This window comes from Azospirillum sp. B21, from assembly GCF_008364825.1.
Classification (GTDB): domain Bacteria; phylum Pseudomonadota; class Alphaproteobacteria; order Azospirillales; family Azospirillaceae; genus Azospirillum.
In genome coordinates this window covers 50,701-68,476 of sequence record NZ_VTTO01000019.1, presented here as the reverse complement: position 1 = coordinate 68,476, position 17,776 = coordinate 50,701, and the positions used below count along the sequence as shown (strand labels likewise).

Genomic DNA, 17,776 nt, shown 5'->3' with positions numbered 1-17,776 from the left:
TACACTCTGTTACCAAATGGCGGGTTTGCGGACATTCGACCGCAACGTTCGGCGCCCATTGTCTGGTCATCGGGACAACGGCGGCGATGCAGCCGGCAAGGTCCCAACGGAATAAGCCCCCTCCATCCGGGGTTTAGTCAGCACCGTGATACACGGTCCAAACACTGAGGAGTTGTCACCATGAAACGCGCCCTTCTGACGTCCGCCCTGCTGGTCGCCGGTCTCGGCGTGGCCGTTCCGGTCTTCGCCCAGGGTGGCCCGCAGCCGGGTGGTCCCGGCCCCGGCATGGGTCCCGGCGCCGGCGGACCCGACCGCCACTTCGCCCGCATGTGCGAGGACCAGGAGGCCCGTCTGGCCGGCAAGCTGGCCTATGCGGAGAAGAAGCTGAACATCACCGAGCAGCAGCGCGCCGCCTGGACCAAGTTCGCCGACGCCGCCCGCTCCAGCCTGAAGCCGACCCAGGATCTGTGCGTCAAGTTCAAGGATGCCCCTCGTCCGGCGGCCCTGCCGCAGCGCCTGGAACGCGCCGAGCAGATGATGCAGGCCCACCTGCAGCAGGTCCAGACCGTCCGCCCGGCCCTGACCGACCTCTACGCCCAGCTGACGCCCGACCAGCAGAAGCAGGCCGACCGCATGCTGAACCAGGGTCCCGGCGGCCATATGGGCGGTCACATGGGTAAGCACATGGGCGGCCATCATGGCGGCTGGGGCGACCACGACGGCCCGCGCCATCACGGCATGGGACCCGGTGGGATGGGGCCCGGTGGGATGGGTCCGGGAAACGGCCCGGGCAAGGGTCCGGCGCCGGCACCGCAGGAGCAGCCCAAGGGCTGACGTAACAGACAGGCTCCCGGCGGCAACCCCAAGCCCCCCAACGCAGCCGCCGTGAGACTGAGGGCCGCCGAATTCCCGTTCGGCGGCCCTCGTCGTTTCTGGGAACAAACACCCTCTCTCTCCCCCGGGGAGAGGGAGGGGACCCACGAAGTGGGGAGGGTGAGGGGGACGCACATGCCGGACCCTTGTCGGCATCCTACGATGCGTCCCCCTCACCCTAACCCTCTCCCCGGGGGAGAGAGGGGATCTCTTGCGGTTTGGGCAGGGCGATAAAGATAAGCCGCCGCTTGCATTGCGGCCTCGCGCACCCCAAAGCTTAACCCCATGATCTCCTCTATGGCTTCGGCCTCTCACGCTTCGGCGGGCGGCGGTCTCGGGCGGGGGGGCCGTGTGGTCGCCGTGCTGGGGCCGACCAACACCGGCAAGACCTATCTGGCGATCGAGCGCATGCTCGGTCACCGATCCGGAATGATCGGCTTTCCCCTGCGCCTGCTGGCGCGGGAGAATTACGACCGCATCGTCTCGATCAAGGGAAAGAACGCCGTCGCGCTGGTGACGGGGGAGGAGAAGATCCTGCCCCCCAACCCGTCCTATTGGGTCTGCACCGTCGAATCGATGCCGCTGGACCGCGCCGTCGATTTCCTCGCGGTGGACGAAATCCAGCTCTGCGCCGATCCGGAGCGCGGCCACATCTTCACCGACCGGCTGCTGAACGCCCGCGGCATGGTCGAGACGATGGTGCTGGGCTCCGATTCGATGCAGCCGATGATCCGCCGGCTGGTGCCGAAGGCGGAGTTCATCAGCCGGCCGCGCTTCTCCCAGCTGACCTATGCCGGCTACAAGAAGCTGACGCGCCTGCCGCCGCGCTCGGCCGTCGTCGCCTTCTCCGCCACAGATGTCTATGCCATCGCCGAAATGATCCGGCGCCAGCGCGGCGGCACCGCCGTGGTGCTGGGGGCGCTCAGCCCGCGCACGCGCAACGCGCAGGTCGGGCTCTATCAGGCGGGCGAGGTCGATTATCTGGTGGCGACCGACGCCATCGGCATGGGGCTGAACATGGACGTCGACCATGTCGCCTTCGCCCGCATCGTCAAGTTCGACGGATTCGCCCCGCGCCGGCTGAGGCCTGCCGAAGTGGCGCAGATCGCCGGCCGCGCCGGCCGCCACATGCGCGACGGCACCTTCGGCACCACCGACGAGGTGGGGGAACTGGACGCCGATCTGGTCACCCGCGTTGAGAACCACGAATTCGAGACGGTCAAGACGCTGTCCTGGCGCAACAGCGCCCTGCGCTTCGACACGCCGGGCTTCCTGCTGAAATCGCTGGAGGAACGGGCGCCGATCCCGGAATTGAGCCGCGTGCGCGAGGCCGACGACCATCTGGCCCTGCAGGCGCTGGTGCGCGATCCCGATATCATGGACCTCGCCCGCGGCCGGGACGCCGTGAAGCTGCTGTGGGAGGTCTGTCAGGTCCCCGATTTCCGCAAGGTGCTGTCGGATGCCCATACCAAGCTGCTGGCCCAGGTCTTCCGCAGCCTGCGGGGGGCCATGCGCCGGCTGGACGACGATTGGGTGGCGAAGCAGATCGCCCGGCTCGACCGGACGGAGGGCGACATCGACGCGCTGGTCGCCCGCATCGCCCATATCCGCACCTGGACCTACATCTCCAACCGGCCGACCTGGCTGAAGGACCCGCTGCACTGGCAGGAGCGCACCCGCGCCATCGAGGACCGGCTGTCCGACGCCCTGCATGAACGGCTGACCCAGCGCTTCATCGACCGCCGCTCCGCCACGCTGGCGCGGACGCTGAAGGACGGGCGGTCGCTGCTGGGCGGCGTGCGCGCCGACGGCGAGGTGGTGGTGGAGGGGCATGTGGTCGGGCGGCTGGAGGGCTTCCGCTTCGTCCCCGACGCGCCGGACCGCTCCGACGAGGCGAAGTCGCTGCTGACCGCCGCCCGCCGGGCACTGCGCGACGAACTCGCCAAGCGCCTGCGCGCCTTCGAGGCCGAGCCGGACGACGTCTTCGCGCTGGGGCCGGACGGAGTGCTGAGCGCCGACAATTTGCCGGTGGCGCGGCTGGCCGCCGGGCCGTCGGTGTTGACGCCGCTGGTGGTGCCCTTCGACGAGGGCATGCTGGACCAGGCCCAGCGCGAGCGGGTGCGGGCGCGGCTGGACCGCTGGCTGAAGGACCACATCGCCGCCCGGCTGAAGCCGCTCTTCGCCCTGTCCGCCGCCGAGGGGCTGTCCGGCCCCGGCCGCGGGGTGGCTTTCCAACTGGTGGAAGGGCTGGGCGTTCTGCCGCGCGCACCCGTCGCCGCCATGGTCGAACAGCTTGAGCGCGAGGACCGCAAGGCGCTGAGCAAGCTGGGTGTCCGGCTGGGCGTGTCGCACCTCTACCTGACGGCGCTCGCCAAGCCGGCCGCGGTGGCGTTGCGCGGGCTGCTGTGGGCGGTGTCGAAGGGCCATCCCCTGCCGGTTCCGATCCCGCCGCCCGGCCGCGTGTCGGTGGAAGCCCCGCCGGTCAAGGACGGCGGCGCACCGCCCGCCTTCTGGGAGGCCATCGGCTACCCGCTGGCCGGCGGCCGGGCGTTGCGCGTCGACATGCTCGACCGGCTGGAGACGGAACTGCTGACGGCGTCCAAGGCGAACGCGCCGATCCGCGAAGTGGCGCTCGGCCAGCGCGTCGGGCTCTCGGCGGAGGAGTTGGGCGCGGTGCTGACCGGGCTCGGCTATGTGCGGATCGTGGCCGAGGATGGGGCGGTGACCTGGAAGCGGAAGCGGCCGCAGGCCAACAGGCAGCGGCGCGAGAAGCCGACGAACGAGGACCATCCGTTCGCCAAGCTGCGGCAGCTGTCGGGGATGTGAATAAGTGTGGGGAGTGGAATGAACGCACAGCCGATCAGCGACTTTTCCCCCTCTCCCCCCCGGGGAGAGGGTCGGGGTGAGGGGGATGCATTGCGTGGATTCGGTAAGGGAGCGGAGCCCGCGCGATTGGTGAAAATCCTCGCCGCGCGTCCCCCTCACCCTAACCCTCTCCCCGGGGGGGAGAGGGGATCTTTGGGGGGCGCTCAATGACCGACACCGACGACTCCACCCCCGGCCGGCTGCGGATCGACAAGTGGCTTTGGTACGCGCGCTTCTTCAAGACGCGCAGCCTTGCCGCCAAGCTGTGCAACGACGGGGGCGTGCGGCTGTCGGGGGCGGTGGTGACCAAGGCGCATGCGTCGGTGAAGCCGGGCGACGTGCTGACCTTCGCCCAGGGGCGGCACATCCGCGTCATCAAGGTGGTGGCGCTGGGCAGCCGCCGCGGGCCGGCGCCGGAGGCTCAGGCGCTGTACGAGGACCTCGCCCCGCCGGTTCCGGAGGAGCGGCTGCAGGATCCCTACCGCGCGCCGGTACAGCAGCCCGGCGCCGGGCGCCCGACCAAACGCGACCGGCGGGCGATCGATGCGCTGAAGGGCGATCCCCTGATGGATGCTGCGCTGCAGAATGAAACCGACTAAGCGGCAGTGCCGATTGTTGCTGGAAAAAAGTAAGACCACCTCTTAAACGGGGCGGCCACCACCCCCATGTGGGAAGGCTGGATAACCGACCAGATGCGACAAGCGAGCACGATCATGAGCGAGAAGACCCGACCTTCGAGCCTTTCCGCCACCTCCACCACTGTCCGGGGCGCCCGCGCGGCCACCGCCGTGGCGGTTGCGCTGGTGATGGCGCTGGCCGCCGGCACCGCCGACGCCCGCGCCGGCAAGAGCAGTTCCTCGGGCAGCCGCGGCAGCCGCACGACCGAGGCGCCGGCCGCTACCTCCACCGCGCCCAACGCGGTCTCGCCGATGGAGCGCTCCGCCGCCCCGGCGGCGGCTCCGGGCGTGCAGCGCCCCGGCTCTCAGGCCACCGCTCCGGCGGCGGCGCCCTCGCGCGGCTTCTTCGGCGGCGGCTTCATGTCGGGCCTGATGGGTGGCCTGATCGGCGCCGGCATCGGCGCGATGCTGTTCGGCGGCGGCTTCTTCGAGGGGCTCGGCAGCTTCGCCGGCATCCTGGGCTTCATCCTGCAGATCCTGCTGGTCGTCTTCCTGGTCCGTCTGGCCATGCGCTTCTTCCGCAACCGCTCGCAGACGGCGAACACCGCGCCGGCCGGCGGCCCGCTCGGCAGCCAGATGGGCGGCGGCAACCCGGCCTATGCCGGTGGCCCGCAGGGTAGCCCGCTGAACCGCGACGCGGCCGACGTCCGCTACAACCCGGTGGGTGGCGGTATGGGCGGCGGCAATGCCGGCCCGGCCCAGCGCCGTCAGGCCTCGGACGAGATCGGCATCCAGCCGGCCGACTTCGAGTCGTTCGAGCGTCTGCTCGTCACCGTCCAGACTGCCTACGGGCGTGAGGATGTGGACGCTCTGCGCGCCGCCACGACGCCGGAGATGCTGGCCTACTTCACCGACGACCTGACCGAGAACCGCAACCGCGGCGTGGTCAACAAGGTCAGCGACGTCCGCCTGCTGCAGGGCGATCTGGCCGAGGGCTGGCGCGAAGGGGTGCAGGAATACGCCACCGTCGCCATGCGCTTCTCGCTGATCGACACCACGGTGGACCGCGCCAGCGGCCGGGTGGTGGAGGGCAACGCCTCGCAGCCGACCGAAGCGACGGAGCTGTGGACCTTCGTCCGCCCGCGCGGTGGCCAGTGGCAGCTGTCGGCGATCCAGCAGGCCAGCTGACGACTCGGTCCTCCCAATGCGAAACGCCCCGGCCATCTGGCCGGGGCGTTTTCGTTTGTATGCTCTTACCCACGAAGATGTCCCCTCTCCCCGGGGGGGAGAGGGGGGATTCGGTGCAGTTCCTCACCCCGACGGCAACACCACCGCGTCCGTAGCGCGGAAGCCCAGCCGCACGGTCTGGCCGGGGACGAAGGCCGGCTCCTGACCCAGATGCGGCATCTGCACGGTCAGCCCGCCATCGAGGAAGGCGTTGACGAAGGCGCCCTCGAAGTCGCTGTGGCTGACGCGGGCGCTCAGGCTGTTGTCGCTCTCGCCCGCCTCCAGACGTTCCGGGGCCAGCCGCTCCGGCCGGACGAACAGGGTGGCGCGGTCGCCCACCGCCAACCCCCGCGGATTGCGCCCACGCAGGCGGCCGAAGGCGGTGTCCAGCACCGCCCAGCCTTCCGCCGCCTCTACGATCGGACCGGAGAAGCGGTTCGATTCGCCGACGAAGGATGCGACGAAAGCGGTTTCCGGGTGGTCGTAGATGGTCTTGCCGTCGCCCACCTGTTCCAGCACGCCGCGCGACATCACGCCGATCCGGTCGGACATGGTCAGCGCCTCGCCCTGGTCATGGGTGATGTAGATGAAGGTGACGCCGGTGCGTTTCTGAAGATCGCGCAGCTCCGCCCGCATGTGCTGGCGCAGCTTGAGGTCCAGCGCCGACAGCGGTTCGTCGAGCAGCAGCACCGCCGGCTCCACCGCCAGTGCGCGGGCGATGGCGATGCGCTGGCGCTGGCCGCCGGACAGGTCGGTGACCCGCTTATCCGCGGTGTCGGGCAGCGCGACCAGTTCCAGCAGTTCGCGGACGCGGCGCTTGCGGTCGGCCGACGGCACGCCGCGCACCTCCAGCCCGAAGCCGATGTTGTCGGCCACCGTCATCAGCGGGAACAGGGCGAGGTTCTGGAAGATCAGCGCGGTCGGCCGCTTGTTCGGCCCGATCCCCTTCATGTCCCGGCCGCCGATGCGGACGGCGCCCGCCGTCGGCTCCATGAAGCCGGAGATCATGCGCAGGATGGTCGTCTTGCCGCAGCCGGAGGGGCCGAGAAAGCTGAAGAACTCCCCGGCTCCGATGGTCAGCGACACGTCGCGGACGGCGACGGTGTCGCCGAACCGCATGGTGACGTGGTCGAGTTGGACGTCTTGGCTCATGAAGTTACGCTTGCCCCACCCTGAACCCTCCAACATGGGTCAATTTTGCCCCCTCCCCGACCCTCCCCCACCCTCGGTCGGCCAAAGGCCGATCCGATCGCGGGAGAGGGAGTTAGGCGCAAGGGCGGCGGAGTTCCCTCTCCCACCGCAGGTGGGGGAGGGTTAGGGAGGGGGCAAAAACCTTCCTCACGCCGCCAGGAAGCGATCCTGGTACTCGTTGCGGATGGAGACGTACCACGCCTCCTGGATCGGCCACCACCACAGCTTCTGCAGGGCGTCGCCCGGGTAGGCGTCGGCGAAGAACTGCTTGTTCAGGTCGGTCAGGTGCGCCTCGGCGCCTACCGCGGTGCTGGAGATGCCGGAATGGTTGGTGTACAGCGCACCGGCCTGGGGCGTGTAGAACCAGTTGATCCAGGCATAGGCGTTCTCCAGATTCTCCGCCTTCTTCGGAATGGCGAAGCCTTCCATCCAGGCGAGAGCCCCCTCCTTCGGCGCAACGAAGCGGATCGGCAGGCCTTCCTTGCGCAGGGCGACGGCGCTGCTGTCCCAGGTCTGGCCGATGACGCAGCCGTTGGTGCGGAAGGCGCCCTGGGCCTCGTTCTCGTTGGTCCAGAACTGGGCGACCGACTTCTTGTTGGCGGCGGCCACCTTCAGGATGGCGTCGAAGTTGGCCCGCGCCTTCGCCTCGTCCTTGAACTGGTCGCGGACGGGGTGGGGCAGCTTGCCCTGGCTTTCCAGCCACAGCGCGATGCCGATCAGCGAGGAATGGCCGCGCACCGTCACCTTGCCGGCATTGGCCGGCGCCCACAGGTCGCCGTAGCTGGCGGTGCCGTAGGCCAGCGGCGCCTTCTTCATGTCGTAGGCCAGCGCCTCCGTCCCCCAGTCGGCCGGGGCGAAATAGCGCTTGGCCCCGACGACGCCGCCCATTCCGGCGGAGCCCTCGACCGACGATTTCAGGCAGCCGTCCCACTTCACCTTCGATTCGTCGAGCGGCTGCACCAGCTCGAACTCGACATAGTTCGGCACGCGGTCGACGGTGGGGTGGATGATGTCGAAGCCGGCGCCGCCGGTGGCCTTCAGCTGGTTCAGCAGTTCGTCGTTGGTGCCGTATTCGGTCAGGGTCGCCTTGACGCCGGTCTTCTTCTCGAAATCGGCCAACATGTCCGGGCTGATGTAGCCGGCCCAGGAGAAGATCTTCACCGATCCCGACGCGGCGCGGCCCTCGCGCAGCACGAAGGGACCGACCGAGGCGACACCGGCGGCAGCCGCGGCGCTCTGCAGCAGCAGGCGGCGGGTGAAGCTCTTGGCGGCGCGCTGCGTCTCGGCGCTGGACCGCTGGGTCTCGGTCTGGACCCGATCGGTCTGGGCATTCTCGATCTTGGACATGACGTCCGGTCTCCCTGGCTCTTTGGTGGCGTTTGAAGGGCTGGCGATTCGGCCGGCAAAGCGGCTCCGCTCAAGGCGCAAAGTGTGCCTGAGACGAAAGCGCCCCGTCCATGTCCGAAGTGGAGCCCCCGACAAACTTCATAGAGCCGTCATATCGGCGCGCCGGCAGCTACCCCGCAATTGTGGACAGCGTCATTCTTTCGCCACGGTCGCGGGACAAATAATCGCCGGACCACCACCGGTCTTTCGGCGAAGCGGGTGTGGGCGTATTAGGACCGTTGCGGGGACGTTCTCCCGGCAAGACACCGACCTTACTGGGCTTTGCGAGCGCGCCGTGACCGCCGACCGACCGGACCACATGACGGAGCAGCACCGGACGGGTCAGCTTTATGCCGGCCCCCTCCCTGTCCGCACCCGCGACGACCCGTCGCCGCTCGACAAACTGTCGGGCCGGCTGTCCGCCGGCGGCATCGCCCTTGGCCTTGCCCGCACCGTCGCGTCCGCGGCGCTGGCGTCGCTCGGCCGCGGCAAGCCGCGCCGCAAGGCGCCGCCGCCGTCGGCCGCCCCGCCGCCGACGCCCTACAAGCCGGTCCAGCGGCCGCGCCGCCGGTCTTCCTTCAAGCTGCCCGTCTTCACGCTTCCGTCCTTCACCTTGCCAAGGATCTCCTTGCCCAAGCTCAGCGCGCCCAAACTCCGCTCGTCCAAGCCTTCCGCGCGCCGGTCCGGCGGCTCCCTGCCGCCGCAGCCGCCGGCCCCGCCCGGCGGGCGTCCCGGCCGGGCGCCGCAGCCTCCCCGCAAGGGGGGAGGGTGGGGCAGGCGGCTGGTACAGGGGGGGCTGGTCGCCGCCATCTGGTGCGGCATCGCCCTCGGCATGGTGCTGGCCTGGTTCGCGCTCGACCTGCCGGACATCTCCAAGGTGGCGCAGTTCGAACGCCGCGCCTCGATCACCGTGCTGGCCTCCGATGGGACGGAGTTCGCCCGCTTCGGCGATCTGCACGGCACGACGCTCAGCGTGCGCGACCTGCCGCCGCATCTGGTCGATGCCGTGCTGGCGATCGAGGACCGCCGCTTCTACAGCCATTTCGGCATCGACCCGCTGGGTCTGGCGCGTGCCGTCTACGTCAACTGGCGCTCCGGCCGTGCGGTGCAGGGCGGGTCGACCATCACCCAGCAGCTGGCCAAGAACCTGTTCCTGACGCCCGAGAAGTCGCTGAAGCGCAAGATCCAGGAGGCGATGCTGGCGCTGTGGCTGGAGAGCCGCTTCACCAAGGACCAGATCCTCACCGCCTACCTGAACCGCGTCTATCTCGGCGCCGGCACCTTCGGGGTGGACGCTGCCGCCCGCACCTATTTCGGCAAGCCGGCGACCGAGGTGGACGTCCGCGAATCGGCGGTGCTCGCCGGCCTGCTGAAGGCGCCGTCGCGCTACGCCCCCAGCTCCAACCCCGACGAATCGGCGGAGCGGGCGCGGGTGGTGATGGCGGCGATGCTGGACGCCGGCTACCTAACCCAGGCGCAGTATGAGGCGGCGCGCGCCGCCAAGCCCTCGCCGAAGCGCAAGCCCGGCGGCGACGGCCGCTATTTCGCCGATTGGGTGACCGATCTGGTGGCGGGCTTCGCCGGTCCCGACCATGGCGACGTGATCGTCCGCACCACGCTGGACCTGAAGATGCAGCGCGCCGCCGAACAGCGGATGGAGGCGCTGCTGGCAGGTCCCGGCGCCGCCGCCAACGTCCGCCAGGGCGCGCTGGTCGCCATGAGTCCCGACGGCGCGGTGCGCGCGCTGGTCGGCGGCCGCGATTACGACAGCAGCGAGTTCAACCGCGCCACCCAGGCGATGCGCCAGCCGGGTTCCGCCTTCAAGCCCTTCGTCTATCTGGCGGCGCTGGAGGCCGGCTGGTCCCCCGACAGCCAGATCGACGACGCTCCGGTCCAACTCGGCAATTGGAGCCCCGGCAATTACGACGGCAAGTATCGCGGCACCGTCACGCTGGCCGCGGCGCTGGCCCATTCCTCCAACACGGCGACGGCACGGCTGATCGACCGGGTCGGCACCGACCGCGTGCGGCGCATCGCTTCTAACCTCGGCATCGCCTCGCCGCTGACCCGCGACCTGTCGCTGGCGCTCGGCACCAGCGAGGTGACGCCGCTGGAGCTGGTGCGCGCCTATGCCGGCATCGCCAATCGCGGCGCCCCGGTCTGGGCCTATGCCATCACCGAGATCAAGAGCCGCGACGGCATCGTGCTGTACCGGCGCCAGGGCGGCGGTGGCGGGGCGGTGGTCGATCCCGCCCATGCGGTGCAGCTGACGCAGATGATGGGCGGCGTGCTGGATTACGGCACCGGCCGCAGCGCCCGGCTGAACCGCCCGGCGGCGGCCAAGTCCGGCACCACCCAGGACTATCACGACGCCTGGTTCGTCGGCTTCACCGCCGATCTGGTCGCCGGGGTGTGGCTGGGCAACGACAACAACGACGCGATGAAGAAAGTCACCGGCGGCAGCCTGCCGGCCAAGCTGTGGCGCGACTTCATGATGGACGCCCACGCCGGCAAGCCCGCCCGACCGCTTCCCGGCCTGGACGGTGCCCCCGCCTGGGCGCCACCGCCCGGTGCGGTGCCGCAGGGCGGCGTCCCGGTCGCCTCCGCCGAGCCACGGTCGGGCGGCATCGGCTCCCTGATCGAAAAGATCGCCGGCACCCCCGTCACCGCGCCGCGGGTGCAGTACGACTACAGCAACAGCGGGGTACGGTAGGGGAGGGGGCGTTGCTGCGGTGTGCCCCCTCCCTAACCCTCCCCCTCTTCGAGGTGGAGGGGACTGCCGCAGCTTCGGCATCCAAGCCACGCTTACAAGCATCCTTCCCCCTCTCCCTCGAAGAGGGGGAGGGATGGGGAGGGGGCATCCGCAACGCAGCCCCACCCCCAGGTTCCCCCCACCGCCCCGGCGCTGCTATACCTCCCCCCGAAATTCCCCCACAGCGGACGAGACATGCAGGCGGACGAACAGTTGGACGGAGCGGCGCTGCTGGCGGAGGCCGCGCCCCTGCCCACCCGAGACGCCACCGATCCACCCCCCCGCCCCCGCGATTCCCTCAACCCGCTGCTGACCGTCGCTGCCCCGGTGCTGGCGCTGGCCGGGAGCTTGCGCGACCGCGCCCTCGCCGATCCGCCCCGCGCCGCCGCCGCTGCCGCGCTGGAGCACTTCGACCGCGAGGCCGCCGCTGCCGGCCTCGACCCGGACGACATCGCCGCCGCCCGTGTCGCGCTGTCCGCCACGCTGGACGATGTCGCCCGCGCCGCCGGCCATGGCGGGGCCTCGGTCGCGGAGCCCGGTGCCGGGGTGCGCTTCTTCGACCTGCTCGACGGCATGCTGGGCGACCCGCGCCGCCATCGGCATGCGCTGGAGCTGTTCTACGCCTGCCTGTCGCTGGGCTTCGAAGGGCGGTTCCGCGACAAGCCCGGTGGCGCTCACGACCTCGCCCGCCTGCGCGACGAGCTGTACCGCATCCTGCGCCGGGCCCGCGGCGACGTGGCGGCGGAGCTGTCTCCCGCCTGGGCCGGGGTGGCGGAGCCGTTCCGCCCGCTGGGGGGCGGCACCTTGCCCGGCTGGATCGTCTGGGCGGTGGTGGCGCTGGGCCTGTCCGGCCTCTATGTTCATCTCGCCGGCACCCTGGACCGGCAGGCGGAGCCGGTGGCCGCCCGCATCGCCGCCTTGCTGCCCGACCGCCCGATCGAAATCGCGCGGATGGTCCCGCCGCCGCCGCCCACCGCCGGCCCCGCCCTGATCGCCCGCATCACCGGCCAGCTCGCCCCGGAAATCCGCATCGGCGCCGTTGAGGTTCTGGCAGGGGAGGACGGCGCCCTGGTGATCCGCATCCCCGCGGCGGCGATGTTCGCCACCGGCAGCGACGCCGTGAAGGCTCGCCACCGCGCCATCGTGGAGCGGGTGGGTCAGACCCTGGCGGCGGAGCCCGGCAGCGTCCTGGTGGTCGCTCACACCGACGACCAGACCCCGGCGACAGGCCGGCTGCCCACCGCCCCGGCCCTGACCGACGCCCGCGCCGAAGCCGTGCGCAAGCTGCTGGAGCGCAACATCGCCTCCACCCGCCTGTCGGCCGAGGGGCATGGCGACCAGGAACCTGTCGCCCTGAACGATACGCCCGCCGGGCGCGACGCCAACCGGCGGATCGACATCCGCCTCTACCCGCAATAGGGCGCCCGCCATGGCCGATCCCCGTCCCGCAAAGGCAGGCGCCAAACCGCCCAAGCGCCGCCGCAAGCCCGCCGCCGTTCCGTCGCCGCACCGCTCCGCCCGCACCCGCTGGGCGCTGTCGCTGACCGGGGCGCTGGCGCTTGGACTGGCCGGCTGGCTGCTGCTACCGCGGCTGGCCGCCGTGCTGGCTCCCCATCTGGTGCCGACCGTCCAGGCCGACTGGAGCGTCCGGCTGCTGCCGCTGGTGCTGGCGCTGGCCGGCTGGGTGGCGGTCAACCGCCGGATCGATGCCCGCGAGCGCGCCGCCAACGCCCGCCTGCTGCAAGCGCTGGCCGCCACCCGCGACCCGGAGCTGAAGGCCTCGCTGGAAGAGATCGCCACGGTGCGCAAGCGGATGGACGCGGTGCTGGCGCGGCTGCGCAAGCGGCGCGGCGGCCGCTATCTCTACCAGTTGCCCTGGTATCTGGTGATCGGCGCCCCCGGTTCGGGCAAGACGACGGCGCTGACCAACGCTGGGCTTGGGGCCACCGCGGCGGACGGCAGCATCGTGGAGCCGCTGGCCGGGCTGGCCGGCACCCGCAACTGCGACTGGTGGTTCACCGACCGTGCCGTGCTGATCGACACCGCCGGCCGCTACACCACCCAGGACAGCCGGCGCGCGGTGGACGGGCGGGTGTGGTCCGGCCTGCTCGACCTGCTGAAGGAACACCGGCCGCTCCAGCCGGCCAACGGCGTCCTGCTGACGCTCAGCCTGCCGGACCTCGCCGCCTGGGACGAGGTGGAGCGGCGTAACCACGCCATCCTGATCCGCCAGCGCCTGAACGAGCTCCGGGTGCAGCTGGGCTTGCGGCTGCCGGTCTATCTGCTGCTGACCAAGGCCGACCTGCTGGACGGCTTCACCACCTTCTTCGATCCGCTGGACCGCGAGGCGCGTTCGCAAGTATGGGGGCTGACCCTGCCGTCGGACGAGCGGGCGGCCAAATCAGCCGTCAGCCCGCTGCCGGTCTTCCGCGATCTCTATGCCGGGCTGGTGCGCCGGTTGGACGAACGGCTGCTCGACCGGCTGCATCAGGAACCGGACCTGCGCCGCCGCGGCGATGCCTTCGCCCTGCCGCTGCGCGTGGCGGAGCTGGAGCCGGCGCTGGCCGACATCGTCGACACCGTCTTCGGCTCCGAGCATGGCGAGGAGACGCCCCGTCTGCGCGGCCTGTACCTGACCAGCGCCACCCAGACCGGCGGGGCGCTCGCCCTGCTGGAGCCGGACCCGGCCGTCCGCGCCTCCACCTATTTCCTGGACCGCCTGCTGCCCGAAATGGTCTTCCCCGAGGCCAACCTCGCCCGGCTCGACCGGGCGGTGGAGCGCGCCCGCCGCCGCCGGAGCGCCCTGTCCGCCATGGCCGCACTGACGCTGGCCCTGCTGGTTGGCGGCTGGTGGCTGGTCAGCGCCCGCGGCAACGCCGCCCTGCTGGAGCGCGCCGATGCCGGCGCCGCAGCGGTGGAGGCGGCGCTGCGCCCGCTCGACACGCCGCCGCGCTCCCTGATTCGCGTCGATGACGCCGACCCGGCGGCGATCCTGCCGGCGCTGGACGCCCTGCGCGCCCTGCCGATGGCCTTCGACACCGCGCACAGCTGGGCCGAGCCCGCGCTGGCCGGCGGCCTGTACCAGGGTGGGCGCATCGCCGACCCGGCGCAGGAGGCCTACCGCCGAGCCCTGCGCACCCAGTTCCTTGCCCGCATCGCCCTGCGGCTGGAGGAGCGGCTGCGCGCCGACTGGGCCTTGCCCGACCAGTTGCGCCGGACCCTGCGCATCTACCGCATGGTCGGCGGGGCGGAGACGATGGATGCCGGTGCGCTCGCGGAATGGGTGGCGCTGGACTGGCAGCGCACGCTGTCCGGCCCGGCCAACGAGGCACGCCGCCGCGCGCTGGGCGACCATCTGGCCGCCCTGTTCGCCATCGGCTTCGCCCCCGTCCCGCCCGACGAGGCGCTGGTCGCCCGTGTCGAGGAGGTGCTGGCCCAGTCCGTTCCGCAACTGACACCCCAATCCGGCCGGGCCGCGCTGCCATGATGGGATCGTTCGGCACGCCGCGCGGCGCCGATCCGGTGATGGGCTTCCATGGCAAGGTGCCGGCGCGGGGCGATTTCGTCGGCCATGGCCTGCCGGCGGCGGTTCTCGGCCCCTGGGACCGCTGGCTGTCGGCCGCCTTGGGCGAGGCCGGGCGGCGGCTGGGCGGCGAGTGGGACCCGCTGTTCGCCCAGGCTCCGGTCTGGCGCTTCGCCCTGTCCGCCGGCCTGTGCGGCGCCACCCCGCTGGTGGGTGTGTGGATGCCCAGCGCCGACCGGGTCGGCCGCCAGTACCCCTTCACCATCGCCGCCGGCCTCCCCGCCGGCTTCGACATCGCCGCCGCCCCCGCCGCCTGCGCCGCGTGGCTGTCCCGTGCCGAGGCTCTGGCGGCGGACGCCTGCCGCGCCGGCGCCGATGTGGAGGGGCTGCCGGCCCGCCTCGCCATCCTCGGCCGTCCGGAGCCGGAGCGCGTCAGCCCCGCCACCCGCGCCCTGCTGACCCGCCTGTCCGGCCCGCTGGGTGAGGATGCCAGCCTGTGGTGGACCCGCGGCGCCGGGCGCGTCGCCCCGTCGCTGCTGTCCTGTTCCGGCCTTCCCGCCGGTCCGCGCCTGACCGCCTTCCTCGACGGCGCCTGGGACCGCTGGGGCTGGGAGAATGCCGGCGAGGGGTAGAGGGGGGAGCGTGCATCCCGGGTCCAACGCCCCAGATCGAAGGGCTGTAGCGGAGCGGCAATTCCCGGTATTGTGCGGCGATCTTTTCGTGTTCCCGCCGTCCCCTGGAGCCGCAGCGATGACCGACACCCCCGTCCCGACTCTGATGGAAGCGGCCAAGCGTTTCCGCGGCAACGATCTGGCGGGGGCGGAGGAGGTCTGCCGGGCGATCCTGGCGACGGATCCGCACAATGCCCAGGCGCTGCATCTGCTGGGACTGGTCGCCGCCCACACCGACCATCCCGATTATGCGCTGACCCTGTTCGCCCAGGCCATCGTGGAGAACGGCAACGACCCGTCCTTCCACAACAGCCGCGGCAGCCTGCTCTTCCAGCAGGGCCGCGCGGCGGAGGCGGAGGAGGCCTTTCGCGCCGGCCTCGCCATCAACCCGCGCCTGCCGGAACTGCACGGCAACCTCGGCAACGCCCTGAAGGTGCAGACGAGGCTGGAGGAAGCGGCGGACTGCTTCCGCGCCGCGCTGGACCTCCGGCCGGTGGCGCCGGAGATGCACCATTTCCTCGCCGCCACCTTGCGCGAGCTGGGCGAGCTGGAGGAGGCGGAGCAGCATTTCCGCACCGCGCTGGAGCAGGCCCCCGACTATCTCGACGTCCATTACAGCCTGGCCGAACTGCTCTCCACCCGCGGCCGGCTGGTCGAGGCGGAGGCAGAGTTCCGCGTCGTGCTGGCCGCCGCCCCGCGCTTCGTCCCCGCCCAGGTCGGTCTCGCCCATGTGCTGCAGAGCCTGGACCGCGCCGCCGAAGCCATCGAGGTGATCGAGGCGGCGCGCGAGCAGGCGCCCGACCACCCGATGGTGAAGTTCACCCGCCGGCTGATCTATTCCAACGCGGTGCCCGGCTGGCACCTGCCGATGATCAACGATTTCGAGCGGAACGAGGCCTACAAGCAGTCGCTGGAACGGGCGGTGACGCCCGGCCAGCTGGTGCTGGAGATCGGCACCGGCTCCGGCATCGTCGCCATGATGGCGGCGCGCGCCGGCGCGAAGAAGGTGGTGACCTGCGAGGTCAACCCGATCCTGGCCCGCGTCGCCAAGGAAACGGTGGCGCGCAACGGCTATGCCGACCGCATCGACGTGGTGCCGCGCCTGTCCACCCAACTGACGGTGGGGGAGGGCGGCGACCTGCCGGAAAAGGCCGACGTCTTCGTGTCGGAACTGATCAACATCGGCATGCTGGCCCCGCGCATGCTGTCGGTGCTGCAGCATGCCCGCACCCATCTGGTGAAGCCGGGCGGCGCCATCATCCCGCGCGCCTCCACCGTCTACGCCATGCTGGTGGAGACGCCGGAACTGGCCCGCATCAACCCGGTGGAGAGCATCGACGGCTTCGACATGGGCAGCTTCGACGTCTTCCGCTCCCCCGGCTACCAGCAGATCGACCTCGGCGCCGACGCCCACACGCCGCTGTCGACGCCCTTCACCGCGCTGGATTTCGACTTCACCCGCAACATGCCGGAAGAGGGTGAGCGGGTGATCGACGTGACCATCGTCACCGCCGGCACCTGCCACGGCGTCGCCTTCTGGTTCGACCTCTTCATGGACGACGAGGTGGTCTACAAGTCGGAAAGCCGCGCCCGCACCAACCATTGGAAGCAGGCGATGACCTTCCTGGAAAAGCCGATCGCGCTGTCGGCCGGCGACCGCCTGCGCATCGTCGCCCGCTACGACAACAACCAGATCTCCTTCGGGATCGACGGATTGATGGGGGGATAAGTGGTAAGGTGTGGACAGCGCCGACTCGGAAGTATAGGATAAAAAGCCTCATACCACTTTATGTCTGGCGAGAACGCGGTTGGACGTCGATTTCGTTGCCGACTACCTGATTGCGAAAGGCTGCAAGCCGGATGGCGAGCCGCTGAAGCAACTCGGCCTGCAAAAGCTGGTCTATCTTTGCCAAGGCTGGCATCTCGCCCTGACCGACGAGCCGCTGTTCCGCGAAGAAATTCGCGCACTGCCATTGGGACCTGTGGTGCCGGAACTGCTGGATCGGTTCAAGGACTGCGGCAGTGATCCGCTTCCGCCCTATCTCCTTACCGAGCCCGATCATGTTCTATCGTCCAGTGCCAAGCGTCTGATCGATAATGTCTGGGATCAGTATGCAAGGCTCCACTCCTCCCAACTGGTGGATCTGACCCACGAGGGCGGCTCTCCCTGGGACCGGGTGTGGAACCACGGGGAGGGGAAAGGACCGAAGCGCAAGGTCATCCCCAACACCATGATCCGTGACTGGTTCAAGCAGGAACTGGCCGAAAAGCTCGTCCCCCGTCCCACCCGGCCCCGAAATCTTGCGGAAGCGTTTGAAAGGGCGGCCGGCCTTCACTGATGACGACTTGGGTTCTGCATCAGCATCCTGCGCTTCTGCGCTGGGTGAACGAACAAAACCGCTCAATGTATGTGGGGTTGCGCCAGTCTTTCGACGCTGCCTGCGCCTATGCTGAAAACGACACCAACTGGGCCAACCGGTCGGGCGATTGCGCCTTTGTCGATTACCTGCCCGGCGTCAGCCTCTTCACCTATCCGATGATTCTGAAGCTGCTGGTCGGCGATGTTTTCGTGAGTGCCGTCGGCGTCTTTGTCGAACGTGAAGGCTTGTGTAAGAACGTCTGACGGCGCGGTCCGGGCGCCGGCATCCGGGAGTGTCCAAGCCGTGCGCCC

General features: G+C 70.4%; 13 protein-coding genes. 11 read left to right on the top strand and 2 right to left on the bottom strand.

What is annotated here, in order from left to right; translation table 11 throughout:
- Positions 1 to 180 precede the first annotated feature (180 nt).
- The 4 genes from FZ983_RS28475 to FZ983_RS28455 all read left to right on the top strand — a co-directional run bounded on the left by FZ983_RS28475 (position 181) and on the right by FZ983_RS28455 (position 5,543).
- Entirely contained in the window at positions 181 to 834 is a 654-nt protein-coding gene (locus FZ983_RS28475; RefSeq protein ID WP_149227755.1) for a Spy/CpxP family protein refolding chaperone, read from the top strand.
- A gap of 336 nt (positions 835 to 1,170) precedes the next feature.
- A complete protein-coding gene (locus FZ983_RS28470) occupies positions 1,171 to 3,699 on the top strand; it encodes a helicase-related protein (protein WP_247884019.1) in 2,529 nt (842 codons plus the stop codon).
- Positions 3,700 to 3,905: 206 nt separating this feature from the next.
- Positions 3,906 to 4,337: an RNA-binding S4 domain-containing protein gene (locus FZ983_RS28460; protein WP_149227751.1), complete on the top strand. Its 432-nt coding sequence runs from the start codon at positions 3,906 to 3,908 to the stop codon at positions 4,335 to 4,337.
- Positions 4,338 to 4,451: 114 nt separating this feature from the next.
- On the top strand, positions 4,452 to 5,543 hold the full coding sequence (locus FZ983_RS28455; protein WP_149227749.1) for a Tim44 domain-containing protein: 1,092 nt from the start codon (positions 4,452 to 4,454) through the stop codon (positions 5,541 to 5,543).
- Positions 5,544 to 5,666: 123 nt separating this feature from the next.
- Here the strand turns inward: FZ983_RS28455 and FZ983_RS28450 are convergent, their stop codons facing one another.
- The gene (locus tag FZ983_RS28450) at positions 5,667 to 6,734 is read right to left on the bottom strand and encodes an ABC transporter ATP-binding protein (RefSeq protein WP_149227747.1); all 1,068 of its coding nucleotides are present in this window, start codon (positions 6,732 to 6,734) and stop codon (positions 5,667 to 5,669) included.
- A 186-nt stretch (positions 6,735 to 6,920) separates the two neighbouring features.
- On the bottom strand, positions 6,921 to 8,120 hold the full coding sequence (locus FZ983_RS28445; RefSeq protein ID WP_188092563.1) for an extracellular solute-binding protein: 1,200 nt from the start codon (positions 8,118 to 8,120) through the stop codon (positions 6,921 to 6,923).
- Positions 8,121 to 8,454: 334 nt separating this feature from the next.
- Here FZ983_RS28445 and FZ983_RS28440 point away from each other — a divergent pair, with 334 nt between their 5' ends.
- The 7 genes from FZ983_RS28440 to FZ983_RS28410 all read left to right on the top strand — a co-directional run bounded on the left by FZ983_RS28440 (position 8,455) and on the right by FZ983_RS28410 (position 17,728).
- Positions 8,455 to 10,872 carry a penicillin-binding protein 1A gene (locus FZ983_RS28440; protein ID WP_149227745.1) on the top strand — a complete coding sequence of 806 codons (2,418 nt, stop codon included), beginning with the start codon at positions 8,455 to 8,457 and terminating at the stop codon, positions 10,870 to 10,872.
- A 234-nt stretch (positions 10,873 to 11,106) separates the two neighbouring features.
- Positions 11,107 to 12,330 (top strand): type IVB secretion system protein IcmH/DotU, encoded by a 1,224-nt coding sequence (gene icmH / locus FZ983_RS28435; RefSeq protein ID WP_149227743.1) that lies wholly within the window; start codon positions 11,107 to 11,109, stop codon positions 12,328 to 12,330.
- A 10-nt stretch (positions 12,331 to 12,340) separates the two neighbouring features.
- Positions 12,341 to 14,398: a type VI secretion system membrane subunit TssM gene (tssM, locus tag FZ983_RS28430; RefSeq protein WP_149227741.1), complete on the top strand. Its 2,058-nt coding sequence runs from the start codon at positions 12,341 to 12,343 to the stop codon at positions 14,396 to 14,398.
- Complete coding sequence (gene tagF / locus FZ983_RS28425) at positions 14,395 to 15,066, top strand: type VI secretion system-associated protein TagF (protein WP_247884018.1); 672 nt, start codon at positions 14,395 to 14,397, stop codon at positions 15,064 to 15,066. The genes tssM and tagF overlap by 4 nt, the downstream gene beginning before the upstream one ends.
- A gap of 118 nt (positions 15,067 to 15,184) precedes the next feature.
- A complete protein-coding gene (locus tag FZ983_RS28420) occupies positions 15,185 to 16,834 on the top strand; it encodes a protein arginine N-methyltransferase (RefSeq protein WP_149227739.1) in 1,650 nt (549 codons plus the stop codon).
- Positions 16,835 to 16,913: 79 nt separating this feature from the next.
- Positions 16,914 to 17,444 carry a type II toxin-antitoxin system antitoxin SocA domain-containing protein gene (locus tag FZ983_RS28415; RefSeq protein WP_188092562.1) on the top strand — a complete coding sequence of 177 codons (531 nt, stop codon included), beginning with the start codon at positions 16,914 to 16,916 and terminating at the stop codon, positions 17,442 to 17,444.
- On the top strand, positions 17,444 to 17,728 hold the full coding sequence (locus FZ983_RS28410; protein WP_149227735.1) for a hypothetical protein: 285 nt from the start codon (positions 17,444 to 17,446) through the stop codon (positions 17,726 to 17,728). Before FZ983_RS28415 ends, FZ983_RS28410 begins: the two co-directional genes overlap by 1 nt.
- Positions 17,729 to 17,776: the final 48 nt, after the last annotated feature.